This is a genomic window from Streptomyces sp. NPDC042102 (assembly GCF_055582305.1).
This window is the reverse complement of the sequence record NZ_JBVJDL010000011.1, coordinates 63,751-84,440: the sequence shown is the minus strand read 5'-3', so window position 1 is coordinate 84,440 and position 20,690 is coordinate 63,751. Positions and strand designations below refer to the sequence as shown.

General features: G+C 71.2%; 19 protein-coding genes. 11 read left to right on the top strand and 8 right to left on the bottom strand.

From position 1 onward, the window contains the following. Positions 1-54 precede the first annotated feature (54 nt). From ACZ6KO_RS29915 to ACZ6KO_RS29900, 4 genes are all read right to left on the bottom strand, one after another. Positions 55-1,128, bottom strand: a complete 1,074-nt coding sequence (locus tag ACZ6KO_RS29915) for a hypothetical protein (RefSeq protein WP_469307130.1) — start codon at positions 1,126-1,128, stop codon at positions 55-57. Continuing rightward, positions 1,110-1,886, bottom strand: coding sequence for an ABC transporter ATP-binding protein (locus tag ACZ6KO_RS29910; RefSeq protein ID WP_469307129.1), 777 nt, complete (start codon positions 1,884-1,886; stop codon positions 1,110-1,112). The genes ACZ6KO_RS29915 and ACZ6KO_RS29910 overlap by 19 nt, the downstream gene beginning before the upstream one ends. A 183-nt stretch (positions 1,887-2,069) precedes the next feature. Further along, positions 2,070-3,449 carry an aspartate aminotransferase family protein gene (locus ACZ6KO_RS29905; protein WP_469307128.1) on the bottom strand — a complete coding sequence of 460 codons (1,380 nt, stop codon included), beginning with the start codon at positions 3,447-3,449 and terminating at the stop codon, positions 2,070-2,072. Then, the gene (locus ACZ6KO_RS29900) at positions 3,434-3,937 is read right to left on the bottom strand and encodes an Lrp/AsnC family transcriptional regulator (protein WP_401454370.1); all 504 of its coding nucleotides are present in this window, start codon (positions 3,935-3,937) and stop codon (positions 3,434-3,436) included. Before ACZ6KO_RS29900 ends, ACZ6KO_RS29905 begins: the two co-directional genes overlap by 16 nt. 169 nt (positions 3,938-4,106) lie before the next feature. On the opposite strand from ACZ6KO_RS29900, the gene ACZ6KO_RS29895 reads away from it, so the two are divergent. The 3 genes from ACZ6KO_RS29895 to ACZ6KO_RS29885 all read left to right on the top strand — a co-directional run bounded on the left by ACZ6KO_RS29895 (position 4,107) and on the right by ACZ6KO_RS29885 (position 7,400). Continuing rightward, entirely contained in the window at positions 4,107-5,546 is a 1,440-nt protein-coding gene (locus tag ACZ6KO_RS29895; protein ID WP_469307127.1) for a gamma-aminobutyraldehyde dehydrogenase, read from the top strand. 95 nt (positions 5,547-5,641) lie between these two features. Next, on the top strand, positions 5,642-6,820 hold the full coding sequence (locus ACZ6KO_RS29890; protein ID WP_469307126.1) for an ABC transporter substrate-binding protein: 1,179 nt from the start codon (positions 5,642-5,644) through the stop codon (positions 6,818-6,820). A 76-nt stretch (positions 6,821-6,896) separates the two neighbouring features. Then, positions 6,897-7,400, top strand: a complete 504-nt coding sequence (locus ACZ6KO_RS29885; RefSeq protein WP_469307125.1) for a hypothetical protein — start codon at positions 6,897-6,899, stop codon at positions 7,398-7,400. 23 nt (positions 7,401-7,423) lie between these two features. Here the strand turns inward: ACZ6KO_RS29885 and ACZ6KO_RS29880 are convergent, their stop codons facing one another. Then, entirely contained in the window at positions 7,424-8,119 is a 696-nt protein-coding gene (locus ACZ6KO_RS29880; protein ID WP_469307124.1) for a glycerophosphodiester phosphodiesterase, read from the bottom strand. Between the two features lie 21 nt (positions 8,120-8,140). After that, positions 8,141-9,166 (bottom strand): adenosine deaminase, encoded by a 1,026-nt coding sequence (locus ACZ6KO_RS29875; protein WP_469307123.1) that lies wholly within the window; start codon positions 9,164-9,166, stop codon positions 8,141-8,143. 110 nt (positions 9,167-9,276) lie between these two features. Between ACZ6KO_RS29875 and ACZ6KO_RS29870 the strand changes: the two genes are divergently transcribed. After that, on the top strand, positions 9,277-9,984 hold the full coding sequence (locus ACZ6KO_RS29870; protein ID WP_469307122.1) for a DUF4190 domain-containing protein: 708 nt from the start codon (positions 9,277-9,279) through the stop codon (positions 9,982-9,984). A 24-nt stretch (positions 9,985-10,008) separates the two neighbouring features. Here the strand turns inward: ACZ6KO_RS29870 and ACZ6KO_RS29865 are convergent, their stop codons facing one another. Continuing rightward, positions 10,009-11,598, bottom strand: coding sequence for a TROVE domain-containing protein (locus tag ACZ6KO_RS29865; protein WP_469307185.1), 1,590 nt, complete (start codon positions 11,596-11,598; stop codon positions 10,009-10,011). 440 nt (positions 11,599-12,038) lie between these two features. Then, positions 12,039-12,596: an NADAR family protein gene (locus tag ACZ6KO_RS29860; protein WP_469307121.1), complete on the bottom strand. Its 558-nt coding sequence runs from the start codon at positions 12,594-12,596 to the stop codon at positions 12,039-12,041. Between the two features lie 174 nt (positions 12,597-12,770). Here ACZ6KO_RS29860 and ACZ6KO_RS29855 point away from each other — a divergent pair, with 174 nt between their 5' ends. The 7 genes from ACZ6KO_RS29855 (at position 12,771) to ACZ6KO_RS29825 (ending at position 20,623) form a co-directional block, all read left to right on the top strand. Next, positions 12,771-14,285, top strand: coding sequence for a gamma-aminobutyraldehyde dehydrogenase (locus tag ACZ6KO_RS29855; RefSeq protein WP_469307120.1), 1,515 nt, complete (start codon positions 12,771-12,773; stop codon positions 14,283-14,285). Positions 14,286-14,334: 49 nt separating this feature from the next. Continuing rightward, positions 14,335-15,582, top strand: a complete 1,248-nt coding sequence (locus tag ACZ6KO_RS29850) for a polyamine ABC transporter substrate-binding protein (RefSeq protein ID WP_469307119.1) — start codon at positions 14,335-14,337, stop codon at positions 15,580-15,582. Positions 15,583-15,639: 57 nt separating this feature from the next. After that, positions 15,640-16,797 carry an ABC transporter ATP-binding protein gene (locus ACZ6KO_RS29845; protein WP_469307118.1) on the top strand — a complete coding sequence of 386 codons (1,158 nt, stop codon included), beginning with the start codon at positions 15,640-15,642 and terminating at the stop codon, positions 16,795-16,797. Continuing rightward, positions 16,794-17,723 (top strand): ABC transporter permease, encoded by a 930-nt coding sequence (locus ACZ6KO_RS29840; RefSeq protein WP_401454353.1) that lies wholly within the window; start codon positions 16,794-16,796, stop codon positions 17,721-17,723. The genes ACZ6KO_RS29845 and ACZ6KO_RS29840 overlap by 4 nt, the downstream gene beginning before the upstream one ends. Then, positions 17,723-18,517: an ABC transporter permease gene (locus ACZ6KO_RS29835; RefSeq protein ID WP_469307117.1), complete on the top strand. Its 795-nt coding sequence runs from the start codon at positions 17,723-17,725 to the stop codon at positions 18,515-18,517. The genes ACZ6KO_RS29840 and ACZ6KO_RS29835 overlap by 1 nt, the downstream gene beginning before the upstream one ends. Before the next feature lie 33 nt (positions 18,518-18,550). Next, positions 18,551-19,969: an NAD(P)/FAD-dependent oxidoreductase gene (locus tag ACZ6KO_RS29830; protein WP_469307116.1), complete on the top strand. Its 1,419-nt coding sequence runs from the start codon at positions 18,551-18,553 to the stop codon at positions 19,967-19,969. Positions 19,970-20,146: 177 nt separating this feature from the next. Further along, a complete protein-coding gene (locus ACZ6KO_RS29825) occupies positions 20,147-20,623 on the top strand; it encodes a hypothetical protein (protein WP_469307115.1) in 477 nt (158 codons plus the stop codon). Positions 20,624-20,690: the final 67 nt, after the last annotated feature.

Below are 20,690 nucleotides of genomic sequence, written 5' to 3'. Positions count from 1 at the left end.
GCGCGGGCCGCGGGAACCTCCCGGGCCGCGTCGACCCGCCTCCCGCGGGGCGGGTCAGCGGGTCAGCGCGACCGCCGTCAGCTGGGCGACGGCCCAGCTCAGCGGCGCGCACACGACGACCAGGGCCGTGGCACGCAAGGTGGCCGCGGTGCGCAGCACCCTGCCGGGCGTCCCGAGGTCCAGCAGGGCCGCGCGGGCCGGGGACCGGGCCTGGCGGGCCTCGACCGCCGAGGTCAGCAGGGTCGCGGCCGCGCACAGCGCCACCAGGACGGCGGCCGGGACGGTCAGCGGGCCGAGCGGGGGCGGTGCCCCGCCGCCGGCGCGCAGGGCGGGTACGGTGAGCCAGCCCGCCGCCACCGCGCACAGCACGCCGAGCGGGCGGCCGACCCGGCCGGCCTCCTCCTGCAGGGCCCGCCCCGCCAGCAGTCGCAGCGCGCCCGGCCGGACCGCCTGGACCAGGGCCCCGCACAGGTACGCCAGCCCCGGCCCGGCCAGGGCCAGCCCGACCGCGGTCAGCGACCAGCCCGCGAGCATCCCGGCCGTGCCGCGCCCTGCGTACGCCTCGACGGCCAGTCCGCACGCGGTCAGCGTGATCCCCCACGGCAGCTCGGCCTGCGGCGCGCGCGGCGGGTGCGGACGCAGGGCGAGCGCCACGACGGCCGAGGCGGTCAGCGGCACGAGGGCCAGCAGGGTGAGGACGCCCGCTACCGGCAGCGGCTGCTCCGCGTGGAGCAGCGTGGCGCCCGCCCCGTCGAAGGGAAGTCCGGACAGGTCGCCGCGCAGGTGCAGGAACGCGGCGAGGGCGAGCGCGCTGCCCAGGGTGCAGGACAGGGCCGTGGACACCGCCGCGACCAGCTGCCGCCGTACGGGTCCCAGCCCCACCGCGTCCATGCCCCCGCGGGGCCGGGTCGCGGGATCCGTACGGGCCACCGCGACCGCCAACTGCACGGTCGCGGCCAGTGGGACCAGCGCCCACAGCAGGCGAGGGAACGATCCGGCAGAACCGTCCAGGGCGTCGCCGAGCACGTACAGCAGCAGGAACCCCGATCCCGCGGTGGCGGCCGCGACCAGCAGCCGGCGCAGCTGGACGAGCGGCCGCGAGCCGCGGGCTAGGCGGAGAGCGAGCACGCGGCCTGGCCTTCCGTATCGGTGGGCCGGGTACCGGCGGCCCCGGCCGGGCGGCCGTCGACCAGGGCCAGATGCCGGTCGGCGACCGCGGCGGTGTCGGGGTCGTGGGTGGCGAGCACCACGGTCATGCCGTGCGAGCGGGCCGCGGTGGTGAGCGTACGCAGCAGCAGCGCGCACTCGGCACGGTGCAGCGGGGCGGTGGGCTCGTCGGCGAAGACCACCGCGGGGGCGTTGACCAGGGCCCGGGCGAGCGCGACCCGCTGGGCCTCGGTGGTGTTCAGGGCGTCGGGGCGCTTGCGGGCGAAGGCACCGATGTCGAGGCGGTCCAGCCATTCGTCGGCGACCCGCTTGGCGTCGCGGTGCCCGGCCCCGGCGATCAGCAGCGGCAGCGCCGCGTTCTCCCAGACCCGCAGTTCGGGCAGGAGCCGCGGCTCGGGGCCGATCCAGCCGAACCGGTCGCGGCGCAGTCGCTCACGGGCCAGCGCGCCCATGGTGTGCACGGGCACGCTGTTGAACCAGACCTCGCCCTCGTCGGCCACGAGCTGTGCCGACAGGCAGCGCAGCAGCGTCGTCTTGCCGCAGCCGCGCGGGCCGGTGACGGCGAGGACCTCACCCTCGCGGACGCTGACCGAGACACCGATGATGCCGGGCGAGCCCTCCCCGGACTTCGTCCGGGGGGACCCCCTGTGCGAGTAATGCAGGGACCGTGCCCAGAGGACGTCATTATCCGGTGGGGCGTTGTCCGGTGGAGCCACCATGGCGTACACCTCCGTCCGGGGGAACGAAGCGGAGCCCGATCCGTCACCGGCGCCGCGGAGCCATCTAAAGAGATGAACGTGTTGGCTGCGCACAGCACACGGCCCGGACCCCTCGTTCTCACTCGAACGGGGGGTCCGGGCCGTGCGGTCGGACCGGTATTCAGGTGTTCGCCGTGAGCCGCTTTACAGCTTGGTCCACGCCTCGGTGAGCACGTTGCGCAGGATCTGCTCGATCTCGTCGAACGTCCCCTGGTCCGCGATCAGCGGCGGGGCCAGCTGGACGACCGGGTCGCCGCGGTCGTCGGCACGGCAGTACAGGCCGTTCTCGAAGAGCGCCTTGGAGAGGAAGCCGTAGAGCACGCGCTCGGTCTCCTCGTCCGTGAAGGACTCCTTGGTGGCCTTGTCCTTGACGAGCTCGATGCCGTAGAAGAAGCCGTTGCCGCGGACGTCGCCGACGATCGGCAGGTCGTGCAGCTTCTTCAGCGTGTTGAAGAAGTTGCCCTCCTGGTCCAGCACGTGCTGGTTCAGGCCTTCCTTGTCGAAGATGTCGAGGTTGGCGATCGCGACCGCCGAGGACACCGGGTGGCCACCGAAGGTGTAGCCGTGCAGGAAGGTGTTGTCGCCCTTGTAGAACGGCTCGGCGATGCGGTCCGAGACGATGCAGGCGCCGATTGGGGAGTAGCCCGAGGTCATGCCCTTGGCGCAGGTGATCATGTCCGGTACGTAGCCGAACTTGTCGCAGGCGAACATCGTGCCCAGGCGGCCGAAGGCGCAGATCGTCTCGTCGGAGACGAGCAGGACGTCGTACTGGTCGCAGATCTCACGGACCCGCTGGAAGTATCCGGGCGGCGGCGGGAAGCAGCCGCCGGCGTTCTGCACCGGCTCCAGGAAGACGGCCGCGACGGTGTCGGGGCCCTCGAAGAGGATCTGCTGCTCGATCTGGTCGGCGGCCCAGCGGCCGAAGGCCTCCGGGTCGTCGCCGTGGATCGGGGCGCGGTAGATGTTGGTGTTCGGTACCTTGTGGGCACCGGGGACCAGCGGCTCGAAGGGGGCCTTCAGGGCCGGCAGGCCGGTGATGGACAGGGCGCCCTGCGGGGTGCCGTGGTAGGCGACCGCGCGCGAGATGACCTTGTACTTGGTCGGCTTGCCCTGGAGCTTGAAGTACTGCTTGGCGAGCTTCCAGGCGGTCTCGACCGCCTCGCCGCCACCGGTGGTGAAGAACACCTTGTTCAGGTCGCCCGGGGCGTAGTCCGCGAGCCGCTCGGCGAGCTCGACGGCCTTGGGGTGCGCGTACGACCACACGGGGAAGAACGCGAGTTCCTGAGCCTGCTTGTAGGCGACCTCGGCCAGTTCCTTGCGGCCGTGGCCGGCGTTGACCACGAACAGTCCGGCGAGACCGTCCAGGTAGCGCTTGCCCTTGTCGTCGTAGATGTAGGTGCCCTCGCCCCGCACGATGGTGGGGACGGGGGAGTTCTCGTACGAGGACATGCGGGTGAAGTGCATCCACAGGTGGTCGTACGCGGTCTTGGACAGGTCCTGGGTCACGGTTATCGGGTTCCCCACATGTAGGTCTGCTTCTTCAGCTTCAGGTAAACGAAGCTTTCGGTGGATCGCACGCCGGGGAGCGTGCGTATCCGCTTGTTGATCGTTTCCAGCAGGTGGTCGTCGTCCTCGCAGACGATTTCCACCATCAGGTCGAACGAGCCGGCGGTCATCACCACGTACTCGCACTCGGCCATCGCGGTCAGCGCGTCGGCCACCGGGTCGAGGTCGCCCTCGACGTTGATGCCGACCATCGCCTGGCGCCGCAGGCCCACGGTGAGCGGGTCGGTGACGGCCACGATCTGCATGACGCCCTGGTCGAGGAGCTTCTGCACGCGCTGGCGCACGGCCGCCTCGGACAGGCCGACGGCCTTGCCGATCGCTGCGTAGGGACGGCGACCGTCCTCCTGCAGTTGCTCGATGATCGCCAGGGACACAGCATCGACCGAAGGGGACGGTTGTCTGTTCCTGGAATCTGCGCTTCGACTGACCACGACCTCACTGTGCACGAGGAGTCGTCTGTTCCGCAAGACGGAATCGATGAAATCCGTTGCCGAGCGACCTCGAACTTACGGATTTCGTAGTGCGGCGTGTCTGCCTCTGTCGAAAGCGTCGCTCTACGCGTTAGGCTGGGTACTTGTCTCAATCGTTGGACATCGGATCAGGAGTGTGGCTGTAGTGACCACCGAACTGCGTCGTCTGCGCAACTACATCGGCGGAGAGTTCAAGGACGCCGCCGACGGACGGACCACCGAGGTGGTCAACCCCGCCACCGGCGAGGTGTACGCCACCGCACCGCTCTCCGGCCAGGCCGATGTCGACGCCGCCATGGCCGCCGCCGCTGCGGCCTTCCCGGGCTGGCGCGACACCACCCCCTCGGAGCGCCAGAAGGCCCTGCTGAGGATCGCGGACGCCTTCGAGGCCCGCGCCGAGGAGCTGGTGGCCGTCGAGTCGGAGAACACCGGCAAGCCGCTGGGCCTGACGGCCAGCGAGGAGCTCCCCCCGATGGTCGACCAGATCCGCTTCTTCGCGGGTGCGGCCCGGCTGCTGGAGGGCCGCTCGGCCGGCGAGTACATGGACGGCATGACCTCGATCGTGCGCCGTGAGCCGGTCGGCGTCTGCGCCCAGGTGGCGCCGTGGAACTACCCGATGATGATGGCCGTGTGGAAGTTCGCCCCGGCGCTCGCCGCGGGCAACACCGTGGTGCTCAAGCCCTCGGACACCACCCCGGCCTCCACCGTCCTGATGGCCGAGATCATCGACTCGGTCCTGCCCAAGGGCGTCTTCAACGTCGTCTGCGGCGACCGCGAGACCGGCAAGGCCATGGTGGAGCACTCCACCCCGGCGATGGCCTCCATCACCGGCTCGGTGCGGGCCGGCATGCAGGTCGCCGAGAGCGCCGCCAAGGACGTCAAGCGCGTCCACCTGGAGCTGGGCGGCAAGGCCCCGGTCGTGGTCTTCGAGGACGCCGACATCGCCAAGGCCGCCGAGGACATCGCGGTCGCGGGCTTCTTCAACGCCGGCCAGGACTGCACCGCCGCCACCCGCGTGCTCGTGCACGAGTCGATCCACGACGAGTTCGTGGCGGCGCTCGCCAAGAACGCGGCCGACACCAAGACCGGGCAGCCGGACGACGAGGACGTGCTCTACGGCCCGCTGAACAACCCCAACCAGCTCCAGCAGGTCGCGGGCTTCATCGAGCGCCTCCCCGCCCACGCCAAGGTCGAGGCGGGCGGCCACCAGGTCGGCGAGCAGGGCTACTTCTACGCCCCGACGGTCGTCTCCGGCCTGAAGCAGGACGACGAGATCGTCCAGAACGAGGTCTTCGGCCCGGTCATCACGGTCCAGTCCTTCACGGACGAGGACCAGGCCCTGGAGTACGCGAACGGCGTCGAGTACGCGCTGGCCTCCTCGGTGTGGACCAAGGACCACTCGCGCGCGATGCGCATGTCCAAGAACCTCGACTTCGGCTGTGTGTGGATCAACACCCACATCCCGCTCGTCGCCGAGATGCCGCACGGCGGCTACAAGAAGTCCGGCTACGGCAAGGACCTCTCCGCCTACGGCTTCGAGGACTACACGCGCATCAAGCACGTGATGACCTCGCTGAACGGCTGACCGGCGGCCACAACGGCCACCCATGGGTCCCGAGGGGGCGGGCAGTAGACACTGTGTCTATTGCCCGCCCCCCGGCGTTACCTGAGTCTTCTCCCATGCCTGAACTCGCTTTCTCGCGCCGCGCGGTGCTGCGCGGCCTCGGTGCCGCAGGCCTGCTGACGGCCCTCACCGGCTGCGGGGTGCCCGCGGCCTACGTCCCGGAGGACCGGCGAGGGGCCCCGGACCGCTCCGAGCGGGACCGGAGCCTGTCCTTCTCCAACTGGCCGCTGTACATCGACACGGACGAGGAGGACGAGACCAGGCGCCCCACGCTGGAGGCCTTCTCGCAGCGGACGGGCATCGAGGTCCGCTACACCGAGGAGATCAACGACAACGACGAGTTCTTCGGCAAGGTCGGCCCGGCCCTGATGAACCACCAGGAGACCGGCCACGACCTGGTGGTGGTCAGCGACTGGATGGCGGCCCGCTTCGTGCGCCTGGGCTGGACCCAGAAGATGGACCGCGCCGCCCAGGCCAACGTGAGCGCGCACCTGGACCCGCAGCTGCGCTCGCCCGCCTTCGACGAGGGCCGGCTGCACACCGTCCCCTGGCAGTCCGGCATCACCGGCATCGCCTACAACCGCAAGGCGCTCGGCAGGGAGCTGAAGTCCACGGCCGACCTGTTCCACCCCGACCTCAAGGGCCGCGTCACCCTCTTCTCCGGGCTCGACGAGTCCTTCGCGCTGCTGATGCAGGGCAACGGGGTGGACGTGACCCGGTGGACCGAGTCCGACTTCCACCGGGTGTGCGACCAGGTGGAGGACCTCGTGCGGCGGGGGCACGTACGCCGTTTCACCGGCAACGACTACACCTCCGACCTGAGCAAGGGCGACGTCCTGGCCTGCCAGGCGTACTCGGGCGACGCCATCCAGCTGCAGGCCGACAACCCCGACATCGAGTTCGTGGTGCCCGAGGAGGGGGCCGAACTGTGGGCGGAGAGCCTGCTGGTGCCCAACCTCGCCCGCCACAAGGCCAACGCCGAGGCGCTGATCGACCACTACTACGACCCGGAGATCGCCGCCGAGCTCGCCGCGTCCGTCAACTACGTCTGCCCGGTCCCGGCCGCGCGCGAGGTGCTGGCCGGCTCCGACGACCGGGAGACGGCGGAACTCGCGGAGAACCCGCTGATCTTCCCCGACGACGACATGCGCAGCAGGCTCGCGGTGGCCCGGGACATCACCTCGGCGGAGCGCCGCGCCTTCGCCAAGCGCTGGAACGCCATCGTCGGCCTCTGAGCGGCCCGTGGCAGTTTTCTGAACATGTTCAGGATTCGACTTGAACATGTTCAGAAACGCGGCGTAGGGTGCTGTCATGATCGAAAGGCGCGCCCTCGAGCGGCGCATCCGTCTCTGGCTGGCCGTGTTCGTCGTCTGTCTGGTCCTCAGCGGCCTCACGGCCTTCCCCCTGGTCACCGAGGTCCGCTGGCTCAACTCGCTGATCTCCCACGAGTGGCTCGCACGGGTCGGCGAGGGGCTGGACCGGGCCGACGCCGACTACCCGTTCCTCCTCTACGGCACCGACTGGCTGGCCTTCGCCCACCTGGTCATCGCCGTCTTCTTCTACGGCGTCCACCGCGACCCGGTCCGCAACGTGTGGGTCGTGGAGGCGGGCATGATCGCCTGCGCCGGGATCATCCCGCTGGCCCTGATCTGCGGGCCGATCCGCGGCATCCCCTTCGGGTGGAGCCTCATCGACATGGCCTTCGGCGTCTTCGGCGTGATCCCGCTGCTGGCGCTGCGCCGCATGATCAAGCGGCTGGAGTCCCTGCCGCCGGCGGCGCCGGCCGCGCCGGTGACGGCGGGCGCCACCGCGTGACAGGCGCGGGCCGGCCCGGCGGGTCAGTCGTCGAGCGCGGCCCGTACGCCCGCCAGCGCGTCGATGCGGTTGGTGGTGATCGAGTCCACGCCGGCCGCGATCAGCCGGCGCATGGTCCAGCGGGTGTCGGCGGTCCACGCCGACACCTTCAGCCCGTCCGCGTGCAGGGCGGCCACCAACTCCGGGCCGAGCAGCCCGAAGCGGTAGTTGAGCCACGTCGGGCGGACCGCGTCGATCAGGACGCGGCGCGGCGGCGACAGCGTGGTCCAGGTCAGCGCGATCTCGGCGCCCGGGTCGGCGGCCCGTACCGCCAGCATCGTGCGCGGGCCGGCGCAGTAGTACGTACGGTCGCGCGCGCCGCACTCGCGGACCAGGCCGACCACCGCCTCGACCGCCTCGTACGTCGCGCCGGGCAGGTCGAGCATCAGCCGGCCCCCGCCCGCGCCCGCCGCCGTCAGCGCCGCGCGCAGCGTGGGCACCTGACCTTCGGTCAGCTCCCGCAGCTGAGCGGCGGTGACGGCGTCCAGGCGCACGTCGTGGCCCCACAGCCGCAGGAGCGTCTCGTCGTGCAGGAGGACCGGCACCCCGTCCCGGGTCAGCCGTACGTCGATCTCGACGGCGTCCGCCCCGCGCGCGAACGCGGAGCGGACCGAGGGCAGGGTGTTCTCACGGAGGCAGTAGGGATCGCCGCGGTGGCCGACGGCCGTCAGGGTACGCATGCGTCCCATTGTCCGCGGGCGTCAGCGGGCCAGCCAGGCCTCGGTGTACGTGTCGATCTCCGCGACGAGGACCGCCTTGCCCGCCTCGTCGAGGAAGGAGGCCTCGACGGCGTTCTTGGCGAGCCGGGCCAGACCCCGCTCGTCGAGCTCCAGCAGCCGGGCGGCGACCGCGTACTCGTTGTTGAGGTCGGAGCCGAACATCGGCGGGTCGTCGCTGTTGATGGTGACGAGCACGCCCGCGCGCACCATCTCCTTGACGGGGTGCTCGTCGAGGTCGGCGACCGCGCGCGTGGCGATGTTGGAGGTCGGGCAGACCTCCAGCGCGATCCGGTGCTCCGCCAGGTACGCCAGCAGCTCCGGGTCCTGGGTGGCGCTGGTGCCGTGGCCGATCCGCTCGGCGCCGAGCTCGTTGATGGCGTCCCAGATCGTCTGCGGGCCGGTGGTCTCGCCCGCGTGCGGGACGCTGTGCAGGCCGGCGGCGCGCGCCTGGTCGAAGTACGGCTTGAACTGCGGGCGCGGCACACCGATCTCGGGGCCGCCCAGACCGAAGGACACCAGGCCCTCGGGCCGCAGCTCGACGGCGAGCCGGGCGGTCTCGGCGGCGGCCTCCAGGCCGGCCTCGCCGGGGATGTCGAAGCACCAGCGCAGGATGACGCCGAGCTCGGCCTCGGCGGCCTTGCGGGCGTCCTCGATGGCGTCCATGAAGGCCTTCCCGTCGATGCCGCGACGGGTGGAGGAGTACGGGGTGATGGTCAGCTCGGCGTACCGGATGTTCTGCCGGGCCATGTCACGGGCGACCTCGAAGGTCAGCAGCCGGACGTCCTCCGGGGTGCGGACCAGGTCCACGACGGAGAGGTAGACCTCGATGAAGTGGGCGAAGTCGGTGAAGGTGAAGTAGTCGGCCAGCGCCTCCGGGTCGGTGGGCACCTTGGAGTCGGGGTGCCGGGCGGCGAGTTCGGCGACGATGCGGGGCGAGGCCGAGCCGACGTGGTGGACGTGGAGTTCCGCCTTGGGCAGCCCCGCGATGAAGGGGTGCAGGTCGGGCATGAAGGGCCTCCGGATGCTGACGCGGTTGCGGTCGGTCCGCCCCATCGTAGGCAGCTCAAGGGGCTGTCGTTGGCAGCCCGTAGCATGGCTGTACGAGAGGGGGGCGCCGTATGACCGAACACAGCCCCGAGCCCGTGGATCCGTGGGCGCCGCCGGAGCGGCCGGCGGTGGAGCTGGGCAAGAAGCAGGACTCGCGGGGGGACGCGAGCACACCGGGCGTGGCGCCCGGACCGCCGTCGGTGCACGACCAGCCGACCATCGCGGGGATGCCGGGAGCGGGCGGGACGCCCGCCGGGGGACCGGCCGGCCACACCCACCCCGGGGCGGCGGCTCACGCCACGCCCGTGGCGTCGGCCGCGCCGGTCTACCAGCCGGTCGCCCAGCCCGCCTCGGCGGGCTACGGCTACCCCGCCCCGGCCGACCAGCCGGTGTACGGGTACCCGGGCGGCTACCCCGGATACCCGGGGTACGCCGGTCACCAGCCCTACGCGGGCCCGCCGCAGAACGGTTTCGGCACGACCGGACTGGTGCTCGGCATCCTGTCCGTGGTCGGCTTCTTCACCAGCTTCCTCGCCCTCGTGCTCGGGGTCCTGGCCGTCATCTTCAGCGCGCTCGGCCGCGGCCGGGCCCAGCGCGGCGAGGCCGACAACGGCGGGGTGGCGACGTCCGGGCTGGTCCTCGGGATCATCGGCATCGCGCTGGCCGTCCTCGTGATCGTGCTGATGTTCTCCAGCCTCAGGGACCTCGGTCCCCTGGAGGACGAGGGTCCGCCGTCCCGCAGCCGCGACTCCATATCCCAGGTGTACCAGCGCGCCTGACGCCGCGGTCCGCTACCGCTAGAGCTACCGCTGCCACGGCCAGGTGGCGTTCCGGCCGTCCTCGACGAGGCTCACCATCCGGAAGGCCGCGTCCGTCAGCCCGCCGAAGGTGTGGCGGTTGCCGGTGCCGACGGGCGTGTGGCCGACCTGGTAGCCGGCGAGGTTCCACGTGTAGAGCGGGACCCTGGCGGGCACCTGGGCGGACGGGCCGCCGGGGTGGTACGCGGCCTGCTCGTCGGTGACGATCAGCACCCGGTCGTGCCCGTGGTAGTGCGTGCGCAGGGCCTGGGCGGTGTTGGTGCCGCCGAGGTCGCCGAAGCGTCCCAGCACGGTGAGCACCGACTCGCCCTCGCGGTACGCGACGGGGCTGCTGCCCGTGCCGAACTCGACCAGGTCCGCGCGCTCCGCCCGCATCGCCAGCGCGGTGCCGAAGACGGCCGCCGCGTCCGCCCGGTTGAGCTGGGAGCGCTCCGACAGCGGGGACCACATGGAGCCCGACCGGTCCACCAGGATCAGCGACCGGCCCGGCAGCGCCGGCACGTTCGCCAGCGAGTGGCCCAGCGCCCGCTCCAGCGGGTCCGCCCAGCGCGGCGAGGGCGCGTGCCGGTACGCGGCGAGGTAGCGGAAGGGGAACTGCCGCGAGGCGGCGACGGTCTCCGGGTCCGCGATCCGCGCCGCGACCTCGGCGGCCACCTCGTCCGAGATCCCGGCCTGGTCGAAGTTGCGCAGGTTGCGCAGCAGCGCCATGACGCCCATGGAGGGGATGACCGCCTCCCAGGCGGCCGCGTCCATCGGCCCCTGGAGCCAGCCGGCCAGCGCCTCCCAGGTCATGCCGGCCTCGGCCAGCCGGTCCGCGCCGCCCGGTGCGGTGACGACGGCCCGGCGTTCGTCGACCGGCAGCTCCATCAGCTCCCGATGGGCCGTCAGCGTACGGTTCCCGGCGGGCGGTACGGCGTCCTCCGGGTGGTGCCGGCGGTCCAGGGCGTGGGCGAACAGCTCGCCCTGCCAGGGTTTGGCCGGGTCGGGGGAGGCGTGCACCAGGTTGAGGACGTCGCCGAAGCGGAAGCCCTTCGACGCGGTGTCGTACTTCAGCAGCGACCGGCCGGAGTACAGGCGCCGCACGGCGTCGGCGATGCCGCGCTTGACGGGCTTGGGCACGTTCCTGCCGTACGTGGCGGTCCAGTGGGCGAGCAGCTCGCCGGGCTCGTCGGCGCGGCGCAGGACGCTGTCCACGACCTGGCGGCCCGACGGGCCCCCGGTGGCTCCCGCCTCCAGGCGGGCCTTGACGTACGCGGCGGCGCCGACGAGCGAGGCGGTGCGCATGTTCGCCTCCCCGCGCAGCCAGCGCAGCAGACCGGCGGTCCATTCCGGATCCTCGACGGCGAGCCGGCGCACGAGCGCCGCGTACCGCGCGTCGCGTTCGCCCGCGCCCTCGTAGAAGGTGCGCTGTCGCACGAAGTTGGCGACGGCCAGCAGGAACAGTTCGGTGTGCGGGTCGCGCAGGTAGCCCTCCCCGCCCTGGTGGGTGAGGACGCCCTCCTGCGCCGGGTGGGCCCCGCCGGGCCCGTAGGTGCCGCGTGCGGCGGCGGCGGAGACGGAGTGGGCCACGAGCATCTCGGGCCAGATCTTGGACACGCGCTGCGTGTAGCGGGCCAGTGGGAATCCCCCGGATTCGGCAACGGAACGTGATGGTGCGACGAGGTGGCGGGGGCCCGAGATCGGGATCGGCGACGGTCCGGGAGCCCGGCGAGCCACCGCGCTGCTCCACCGGCCGACGGCCCGGGGGCCGGCGGCCGGGCGGGATTCGAACCCGCGACCTCCGGGTTGAGAAGGAGCCGTCACCTGCGCACCGGGCGCCCCGCCCGCACCTCCCGAGATCAAAAAGGCGGCGGCGTCACTTGGTTTCGTAAGGGAAGGAGCCGCAGCCGTCGCACCGGGAGGTGCGTGACTGCCGAGCAGCCTAGGAGGCCCCCGACCGGACCGCCACCGGTTTTCCGGGCCCTCGTGGCCTGCGGTGCCGCGCGGTGCTCCGGTGCCGCCCGGTGCTCCGGCTCCTACGCGTCGTCCCCCGACCGCAGCCGCTCCCGCGCCTCCATCAGCGCGAAGCCCAGCAGGTTCAGCCCCCGCCAGCGCGCCGGGTCCAGTGCCCGCTCGTCGTCGGCCGCCAGGCCGATGCCCCAGATCCGGTCCACCGGGCTCGCCTCCACCAGCACCCGGTCCCCGGTGCCCAGCAGGTACCCCCGCAGCTGCGGCGTCGAGCCGAACTTGTGCGTGCTGCCCGCCACCACGACGGCGAACCGCTCGCGCTCCCACACCGCGCCGTCGAAGCCGCGCACCAGCCGCCCGGCCTTCTTCGCCTCCGCCGGGGTCCGCGCCTCGATGGCCGCCCGCTCCGCCTCCGCGTCACCGAACAGCCGAGCTTTCTCGGCCATCATCCAGTGTTCGGCGGTGGCATAGTGGATGTCACTCACAGTGAAGGGTGCCGGCCACCACTGGCTCAGGCAGCTCGGACCGAGGGTTCCGTCCGGCCGTGGCCGATGCCCCCAGAAGGGCAGGTACTTCACCCTCTCACCCTGGCTGACCTGCCCGATCAGTTTGTCGATCATCTCCATGCACGCGAGTCTGACAGCCGCCACTGACACTTCGTACGGGATTTGCGGTCCGCCTCGACACATGGTCGACCGATTCCGTCGCGTAATCAAAAGGCAACAACGGAATCACTTGGCGGAGTGGAACACCTCTGTCAGGATCGGCACTCAATTCGAGCTGGAGCTACGGAGAGCGTGATGGGCAACCGCTTCCAGGTTAAGGAACGCTTCGCGGACGGCGCGCAGTACATCGACGGACGGCTGCGGCACGGCACCGGTGACGCGTCACACACCGTCGTCAACCCCGCCACCGGCGAGGAGGTCCTGACCTACCGGCTGGCCTCCACGGCCGACGTGGACGAGGCCGTGGCCGCCGCCAAGCGCGCCTTCCCCGCCTGGTCCGCGGCCACCCCCGGCGAGCGCTCCGACGCCCTGCACCGGCTCGCGGCGGTCCTCGCCGAGCAGGCCGAGGACTTCGCGTACGCCGAGTCCGTCCAGTGCGGCAAGCCGATCAGGCTCGCCACCGAGTTCGACGTACCGGGCACGATCGACAACACCGCCTTCTTCGCGGGCGCCGCGCGGCACCTCCAGGGCCAGGCGGCCGCCGAGTACTCGGGCGACCACACCTCGTACGTACGCCGCGAGGCGATCGGTGTGATCGGCTCCATCGCGCCCTGGAACTATCCCCTCCAGATGGCCGCCTGGAAGATCCTCCCGGCCGTCGCCGCGGGCAACACGATCGTCCTCAAGCCCGCCGAGCTCACCCCGCTGACCTCCCTGATGTTCGCGCAGGCGGCCCAGGAGGCGGGCCTGCCCGACGGCGTGATCAACATCGTCACCGGCGCGGGCAGGGAGGCCGGCGAGCACCTGGTCGGCCACCCGGACGTGGTGATGACCTCCTTCACCGGCTCCACCGCCGTCGGCAGGCGCGTCGCCGAGATCGCCACCGCCACCGTCAAGCGCCTGCACCTGGAGCTCGGCGGCAAGGCCCCCTTCGTGGTCTTCGACGACGCCGACCTGGAGGCCGCCGCCCACGGCGCCGTCGCCGCCTCCCTCATCAACACCGGCCAGGACTGCACGGCCGCCACCCGCGCCTACGTCCAGCGGCCCCTCTACGACGCCTTCACGGCCCGTGTCGCCGCGCTGATGGACACCGTCCGCCTCGGTGACCCCCTCGACCCCGCCACCGACCTCGGCCCGCTGGTCTCGTACGCCCAGCGCGACCGCGTCGCCGGCTTCGTCGAGCGGGCCCGCGCGTACGCCACCGTCGTCACCGGCGGTGAGATCCCCGGCGACGCGCTCGCCGACGGCGCCTACTACCGGCCCACCCTGATCGCCGGCGCCGCCCAGGACAGCGAGGTCGTCCAGAGCGAGATCTTCGGCCCCGTCCTGGTCGTGCTGCCCTTCGACACCGACGACGAGGGCATCGCCCTGGCCAACGACACCCCCTACGGACTGGCCGCCTCCGCCTGGAGCCGCGACGTCTACCGCGCCGGCCGCGCCACCCGCGAGATCAAGGCGGGCTGCGTCTGGGTCAACGACCACATTCCGATCATCAGCGAGATGCCCCACGGGGGCTACAAGGCCAGTGGCTTCGGAAAGGACATGAGCGCCTACTCCTTCGAGGAGTACACGCAGGTCAAGCACGTGATGTACGACAACACGGCGGTCGCCGCCAAGGACTGGCACCGCACGATCTTCGGGGACCGATAACCGCTCCGCACGACCGGCGGACGACACCCATCCCGAAAGGGCACAGCGCATGGAGCAGTACGAGCCCGACCGCCTCTCGCCGGCGCAACTCGCCGCGATGCGGCGCAGCCTTGAAAGCGGCCGCGGCGCCCTCACCCGCCGCTCGCTGCTGCGCGCCACCGGAGTCGGCGCGCTCACCCTCGGCGGCCTGTCCGGGCTGTCCGCGTGCGGCATCCCGCCCGCGCAGCGGGCGGACCAGTCCACGGCCTCGGACGACCACTCGGAGAAGGAGAAGGTGCTGAACTTCTCCAACTGGACCGAGTACATGGACACCAGCGACGACGAGAAGACCCGGCCCACCCTGGAGGAGTTCACCAAGCGCACCGGGATCGAGGTCAACTACACCGAGGACATCAACGACAACGTCGAGTTCTTCGGCAAGATCCGCCCGCAGCTGGCGGCCGGCCAGGACACCGGCCGCGACCTGATCGTCGTCACCGACTGGCTCGCCGCCCGCATCATCCGGCTCGGCTGGGCGCAGAAGCTGGACCCCTCCCACCTCCCGCACGCCTACGCCAACCTGATCCCGCAGTACCGCAATCCCGACTGGGACCCCGGCCGCGCGTACAGCTACCCCTGGACCGGCATCGACACCGTCATCGCCTACAACGCCAAGGCCACCGACGGCAGGAAGGTCGACTCCGTCACCCAGCTGCTCGACGACCCCTCCCTCAAGGGCCGGGTGGGCCTGCTCACCGAGATGCGCGACACCGTCGGCATGACCCTGCTCGACCTCGGCAAGGACCCGACGACCTTCACGGACGCCGACTACGACGCGGCCATCGGCCGGCTCCAGAAGGCCGTGGACAAGAAGCAGATCCGCCGCTTCACGGGCAACGACTACACCTCGGACCTCGACAAGGGCGACATCGCGGCCTGCCTGGCCTGGGCCGGTGACGTCATCCAGCTCCAGGCCGGCAACCCGGACATCAAGTACGCCATTCCCGCGCCCGGTTACATCACCTCCAGCGACAACCTGCTGGTCCCCGCCCGCGCGCGGCACAAGGCCAACGCCGAGAAGCTCATCGACTACTACTACGAGCCCCCCGTCGCCGCCCAGCTGGCCGCCTTCATCAGCTACGTCTGCCCGGTCGAAGGCGTCAAGGAAGAGCTCGCGAAGATCGATCCCGCACTCGCGGACAACCCCCTGATCGTCCCGGACAAGGCCATGGCCGCCAAGGCCCACGCCTTCCGTTCCCTCACCGCCGCGGAAGAGACGGCGTACGAGGAGAAGTTCGCCAAGCTCATCGGCTCCTGAGCCGCCGCACCCCCCTGCGCCCCCCTTCCGCCCCTTCCACCCCCGGGACCGCGACCCATGACTGACACGACCGCGGGCGGCGACGTCCGCCTCTCCGGGATCAGCAAGCACTACGGCTCCTTCACCGCCGTGCACCCGCTCGATCTCACCATCCCCCAGGGCTCCTTCTTCGCCCTGCTCGGCGCCTCCGGCTGCGGCAAGACCACCACCCTGCGCATGATCGCCGGCCTGGAGGAGCCCTCCACCGGTACGGTCCACCTCGGCGCGCGCGAGGTCACCCAGCTGCCGCCGTACAAGCGCCCGGTCAACACGGTGTTCCAGAGCTACGCGCTCTTCCCGCACATGGACATCTTCGAGAACATCGCCTTCGGGCTGCGCCGCCGCGGCATCAAGTCCGTGAAGAAGCAGGTCGACGACATGATCGACCTCGTCCAGCTCGGCGAGCACGCCAACAAGAAGCCGCACCAGCTCTCCGGCGGCCAGCAGCAGCGCGTCGCCGTCGCCCGCGCGCTCATCAACCACCCCCAGGTGCTCCTGCTCGACGAGCCGCTCGGCGCCCTCGACCTCAAGCTGCGCCGCCAGATGCAGCTGGAGCTCAAGCGGATCCAGACCGAGGTCGGCATCACCTTCGTGCACGTCACGCACGACCAGGAGGAGGCCATGACGATGGCCGACTCGGTCGCGGTCATGAACGGCGGCCGGGTCGAGCAGCTGGGCGCGCCCGCCGACCTCTACGAGAACCCGCGCACCACCTTCGTCGCCAACTTCCTGGGCACCTCCAACCTCATCGAGGCCGCCGTGGAGTCCGGCGGCGGCTCCTCCGACGACGTCGTCGTCTCCGCCTCCGGCACCACGCTGCGGCTGCCCGCCGTGCGCTGTTCCACCACCCCGCGCAGCGGCGGCAAGCTGCTGGTCGGCATCCGCCCCGAGAAGATCTCGCTGGTCCCGGCGGACGAGGAGCACACCATCGCGGCCGGCCGCAACAAGGTCGCGGGCCGGATCGCCGACTCCTCCTTCATCGGAGTCTCGACCCAGTACGTCATCGACAGCCGGGTCTGCCCCGAGCTGGAGGTGTACGCGCAGAACATCGAGCGCGACGCCCGGCTGGTCCCCGGCGCCGAGGTGATCCTGCACTGGAACCCGGAGCACACCTTCGGTCTCGACGCAGCGCAGGACATCGACGCCGGCATCGAGACCGTCGAGGAGTCCGCGTGACCACGACCGCCGCGCCGCCCCAGGCGCCCGCCCCCGCCGAACCACCGGTCCACCGCCCCTCGCGCCGCAAGCGGCTGGTCCCGTACTGGCTGCTGCTGCCCGGCATCCTGTGGCTGCTGGTCTTCTTCGTGCTGCCGATGATCTACCAGGCCTCCACCTCGGTGCAGACCGGTTCCCTCGAAGAGGGCTTCGAGGTCACCTGGCACTTCGGCACCTACTGGGACGCCTTCACCGAGTACTACCCGCAGTTCCTGCGCTCCCTGCTGTACGCCGGCACCGCCACCGTGCTGTGCCTGCTGTTCGGCTACCCGCTGGCCTACCTGATCGCCTTCAAGGCCGGCCGCTGGCGCAACCTGCTGCTGATCCTGGTCATCGCGCCCTTCTTCACCAGCTTCCTGATCCGCACCCTGGCCTGGAAGACGATCCTGGCCGACGGCGGACCGGTCGTCGGCGTGCTCAACGCGGTCGGCTTCCTCGACGTCACCAGCTGGCTGGGCCTGACCGAGGGCGACCGGGTGCTGGCCACCCCGCTGGCCGTCGTCTGCGGTCTGACGTACAACTTCCTGCCCTTCATGATCCTGCCGCTCTACACCTCGCTGGAGCGGATCGACACCCGCCTGCACGAGGCGGCCGGCGACCTGTACGCCACCCCCGCCACCACCTTCCGCAAGGTGACGTTCCCGCTCTCCATGCCGGGCGTGGTCTCCGGGACCCTGCTCACCTTCATCCCGGCGAGCGGCGACTACGTCAACGCGGAGCTGCTCGGCTCCACGGACACCCGGATGATCGGCAACGTCATCCAGTCGCAGTACCTGCGGATCCTCGACTATCCGACGGCGGCCGCGCTGTCGTTCATCCTCATGGCCATCGTGCTGATCATGGTCACCGTCTACATCCGCCGAGCGGGAACGGAGGACCTGGTCTGATGCAGTGGCTGCGCCGCAATCTCGTCGTCATCGCGGGCCTGTGCACGCTCGCGTACCTGATCCTCCCGAACGTCGTCGTGACGGTGTTCTCCTTCAACAACCCCACCGGGCGGTTCAACTACGCCTGGCAGGAGTTCTCCCTGGACGCCTGGAAGGACCCCTGCGGGGTCGCCGACCTGTGCGGGTCCCTCGGGCTCTCCCTCCAGATCGCCCTGTGGGCCACCATCGGCGCCACCGTCCTCGGCGCGATGATCGCCTTCGCGCTGGTGCGCTACCGCTTCCGGGCGCGCGGCGCGGTCAACAGCCTGATCTTCATGCCGATGGCCATGCCCGAGATCGTGATGGCGGCCTCGCTGCTCGCCCTCTTCCTCAACATGGGCATCCAGCTGGGCTTCTGGACGATCCTGATCGCCCACATCATGTTCTGCCTCAGCTTCGTCGTCGCCGCCGTCAAGGCGCGGGTGCTCTCCATGGACCCGCGGCTGGAGGAGGCCGCCCGCGACCTGTACGCCGGGCCGGTGCAGACCTTCCTGCGGGTGACCCTGCCGATCGCGGCCCCCGGTATCGCCGCCGGCGCGCTGCTGGCGTTCGCGCTCTCCTTCGACGACTTCATCATCACCAACTTCAACTCGGGCAACACCGTCACCTTCCCCATGTTCGTGTGGGGATCGGCGCAGCGCGGTACGCCCGTCCAGATCAACGTCATCGGTACGGCGATGTTCGTCATCGCGGTGCTGGTGGTGCTCGCCGGTCAGATGATCGGCACCCGCCGCAAGAAGACTCAAGCCAAGTAACACCCCGTGTAACCCTGTAGGGAGTTGGAAGCCATGGCCCCAGTCGCCATGCGAAGTGTTGCGAAATCCCTTTCCGAAGCGCTGCCGGTCTCGTACTGGCTGGACGACCCCGGCAAGCCCGCCGCGCAGCCGGCGCTCACCTCCGACGAGGCCTGCGACCTGCTGGTCATCGGCGGCGGCTACAGCGGCCTGTGGACCGCGCTCATCGCCAAGGAGCGCGATCCCGCACGGGACGTCGTCCTGATCGAGTCCAAGGAGGCGGGCTGGGCCGCCTCCGGCCGCAACGGCGGGTTCTGCGCCGCCTCCCTCACCCACGGCCTGGCCAACGGCGTGGCCCGCTGGCCCGGCGAGCTCGCGAAGCTGGAGGAGCTGGGCGCCCGCAACCTCGACGAGATCGAGGCGGCGGTCGCCCGCTACGGCATCGACTGCGACTTCGAGCGCACCGGCGAGATCGACGTCGCCACCGAGCCGCACCAGGTGGAGGAGCTGCGCGAACTCTACGAGCAGGCCCAGAAGCTGGGCCTGGCGGACGGCTCGCGCTGGCTGGACCGCGACGAGGTGCGCGCCGAGGTCGACTCGCCGACCTTCCTCGCGGGCCTGTGGGACACCGACGGCGTCGCGATGCTCAACCCGGCCAAGCTCGCCTGGGGGCTGAAGGAGGCGTGCCTGGGCCTGGGGGTGCGCATCTACGAGAACACCCGGGGGCTCTCGCTCGCCGCCTCCGGTGCGGGGATGGCCGTACGCACCCCGTACGGGCGGATCTTCGCCCGCCGGGTCGCCCTGGGCACGAACATCTTCCCCTCCCTGGTCAAGCGGATCCGCGCGTTCACGGTCCCGGTCTACGACTACGCGCTGATGACCGAGCCGCTCAGCCCCGAGCAGCTGGCGGCCATCGGCTGGCGGGGCCGCCAGGGCATGGGCGACAGCGCCAACCAGTTCCACTACTTCCGGATCACCCCAGAGAACCGCATCCTGTGGGGCGGCTACGACGCCATCTACCCCTACCGGGGCAAGCTCGACTCCGAGTACGACCACCGCCCCGAGACCTACCTGAAGCTGGCGCAGCACTTCTTCACGGCGTTCCCGCAGCTGGAGGGCGTGAACTTCAGCCACGCCTGGGGCGGCGCGATCGACACCTGCTCGCGCTTCTCCGCCTTCTTCGGCACCGCGCACGGCGGCAAGGTCGCCTACGCCGCCGGATACACCGGGCTCGGTGTCGGCGCCACCCGCTTCGGCGCCGACGTGATGCTGGACCTGCTGGACGGGGCGCGCACCGAGCGGACCGAGCTGGAGATGGTGAAGTCCCGGCCGATGCCGTTCCCGCCCGAACCGTTCGCCTGGACGGGCATCACGCTCACCAAGTGGTCCCTGGCGCGGGCCGACGCCCGCGGCGGCCGCCGCAACCTGTGGCTGAAGGCCATGGACAAGTTCGGCCTCGGCTTCGACAGCTGAGCCCGGGCGGGACCCGGATCCGCGACCGGCGGGCGGTGCGCGCCCCCGGCGCACGCGCCCGGTTCATGGCGTGAGCCGTTTCACCACCACGGGGCAGGAGAACCCGCGTCATCGCCCGGCCCGGCCCCGCTCTCTGACGGTGAGGACCCCTCACCTACAGGGAACGGAGGCCGGGCGATGCAGGGCTCGGAGATCAAGAGCGCGGTGGAATGGCTGGTGGCGGTGGCGCCCGATCCCGAAGCCTGCCGGTGGGAGTGGGAGCGCAGCCCCCTGGGGGTCACGCTGCTGCCCGCCGGCCTGAGCTGGGACGTACTGATCCTGCCCGGGGAGCTGGGGCAGCTCACGCTCGAGGTGCTCCGGCGGCTGCTGGAGCGGCCCGGCCCGGTGCTCGCCGACTTCGGTGACTCCCGGCTGGGCTTCTTCGTGCCCGCCGGCACCGCCTCGCGCTGGATGGGCACGGGCGTACGAGGGGCGGGACGCGGCAGCTGGATCGTCGTCCCCCATCCCGGCCGGGCCACCGGCGGGGCGCGCTGGCTGGTGCTCCCCGACGGCCTGGGCACGCTCACCGATCCGGTGGTTCTGGAGCTCGCGATGCACGAGGCGGCGGCCCTGGTGGCGGGGGAGCCCGGGTGGGAGGCGGACGCGAGGCCTTGACAGGAGCATTGGTCTGGACCATGTTGTGCGCCGCCAGGTCCCTCCATCCCCCCATGTTCCGGAGGCA

Coding starts and splice junctions, on each gene's coding strand:
- ACZ6KO_RS29830 (WP_469307116.1), top strand. CDS start 18,551: ATGGCCCCAGTCGCCATGCGAAGTGTTGCGAAATCCCTTTCCGAAGCG.
- ACZ6KO_RS29855 (WP_469307120.1), top strand. CDS start 12,771: ATGGGCAACCGCTTCCAGGTTAAGGAACGCTTCGCGGACGGCGCGCAG.
- ACZ6KO_RS29825 (WP_469307115.1), top strand. CDS start 20,147: ATGCAGGGCTCGGAGATCAAGAGCGCGGTGGAATGGCTGGTGGCGGTG.
- ACZ6KO_RS29885 (WP_469307125.1), top strand. CDS start 6,897: ATGATCGAAAGGCGCGCCCTCGAGCGGCGCATCCGTCTCTGGCTGGCC.
- ACZ6KO_RS29865 (WP_469307185.1), bottom strand. CDS start 11,598: ATGCTCGTGGCCCACTCCGTCTCCGCCGCCGCCGCACGCGGCACCTAC.
- ACZ6KO_RS29875 (WP_469307123.1), bottom strand. CDS start 9,166: ATGCCCGACCTGCACCCCTTCATCGCGGGGCTGCCCAAGGCGGAACTC.
- ACZ6KO_RS29910 (WP_469307129.1), bottom strand. CDS start 1,886: ATGGTGGCTCCACCGGACAACGCCCCACCGGATAATGACGTCCTCTGG.
- ACZ6KO_RS29880 (WP_469307124.1), bottom strand. CDS start 8,119: ATGCGTACCCTGACGGCCGTCGGCCACCGCGGCGATCCCTACTGCCTC.
- ACZ6KO_RS29860 (WP_469307121.1), bottom strand. CDS start 12,596: ATGGAGATGATCGACAAACTGATCGGGCAGGTCAGCCAGGGTGAGAGG.
- ACZ6KO_RS29845 (WP_469307118.1), top strand. CDS start 15,640: ATGACTGACACGACCGCGGGCGGCGACGTCCGCCTCTCCGGGATCAGC.
- ACZ6KO_RS29890 (WP_469307126.1), top strand. CDS start 5,642: ATGCCTGAACTCGCTTTCTCGCGCCGCGCGGTGCTGCGCGGCCTCGGT.
- ACZ6KO_RS29850 (WP_469307119.1), top strand. CDS start 14,335: ATGGAGCAGTACGAGCCCGACCGCCTCTCGCCGGCGCAACTCGCCGCG.
- ACZ6KO_RS29835 (WP_469307117.1), top strand. CDS start 17,723: ATGCAGTGGCTGCGCCGCAATCTCGTCGTCATCGCGGGCCTGTGCACG.
- ACZ6KO_RS29870 (WP_469307122.1), top strand. CDS start 9,277: ATGACCGAACACAGCCCCGAGCCCGTGGATCCGTGGGCGCCGCCGGAG.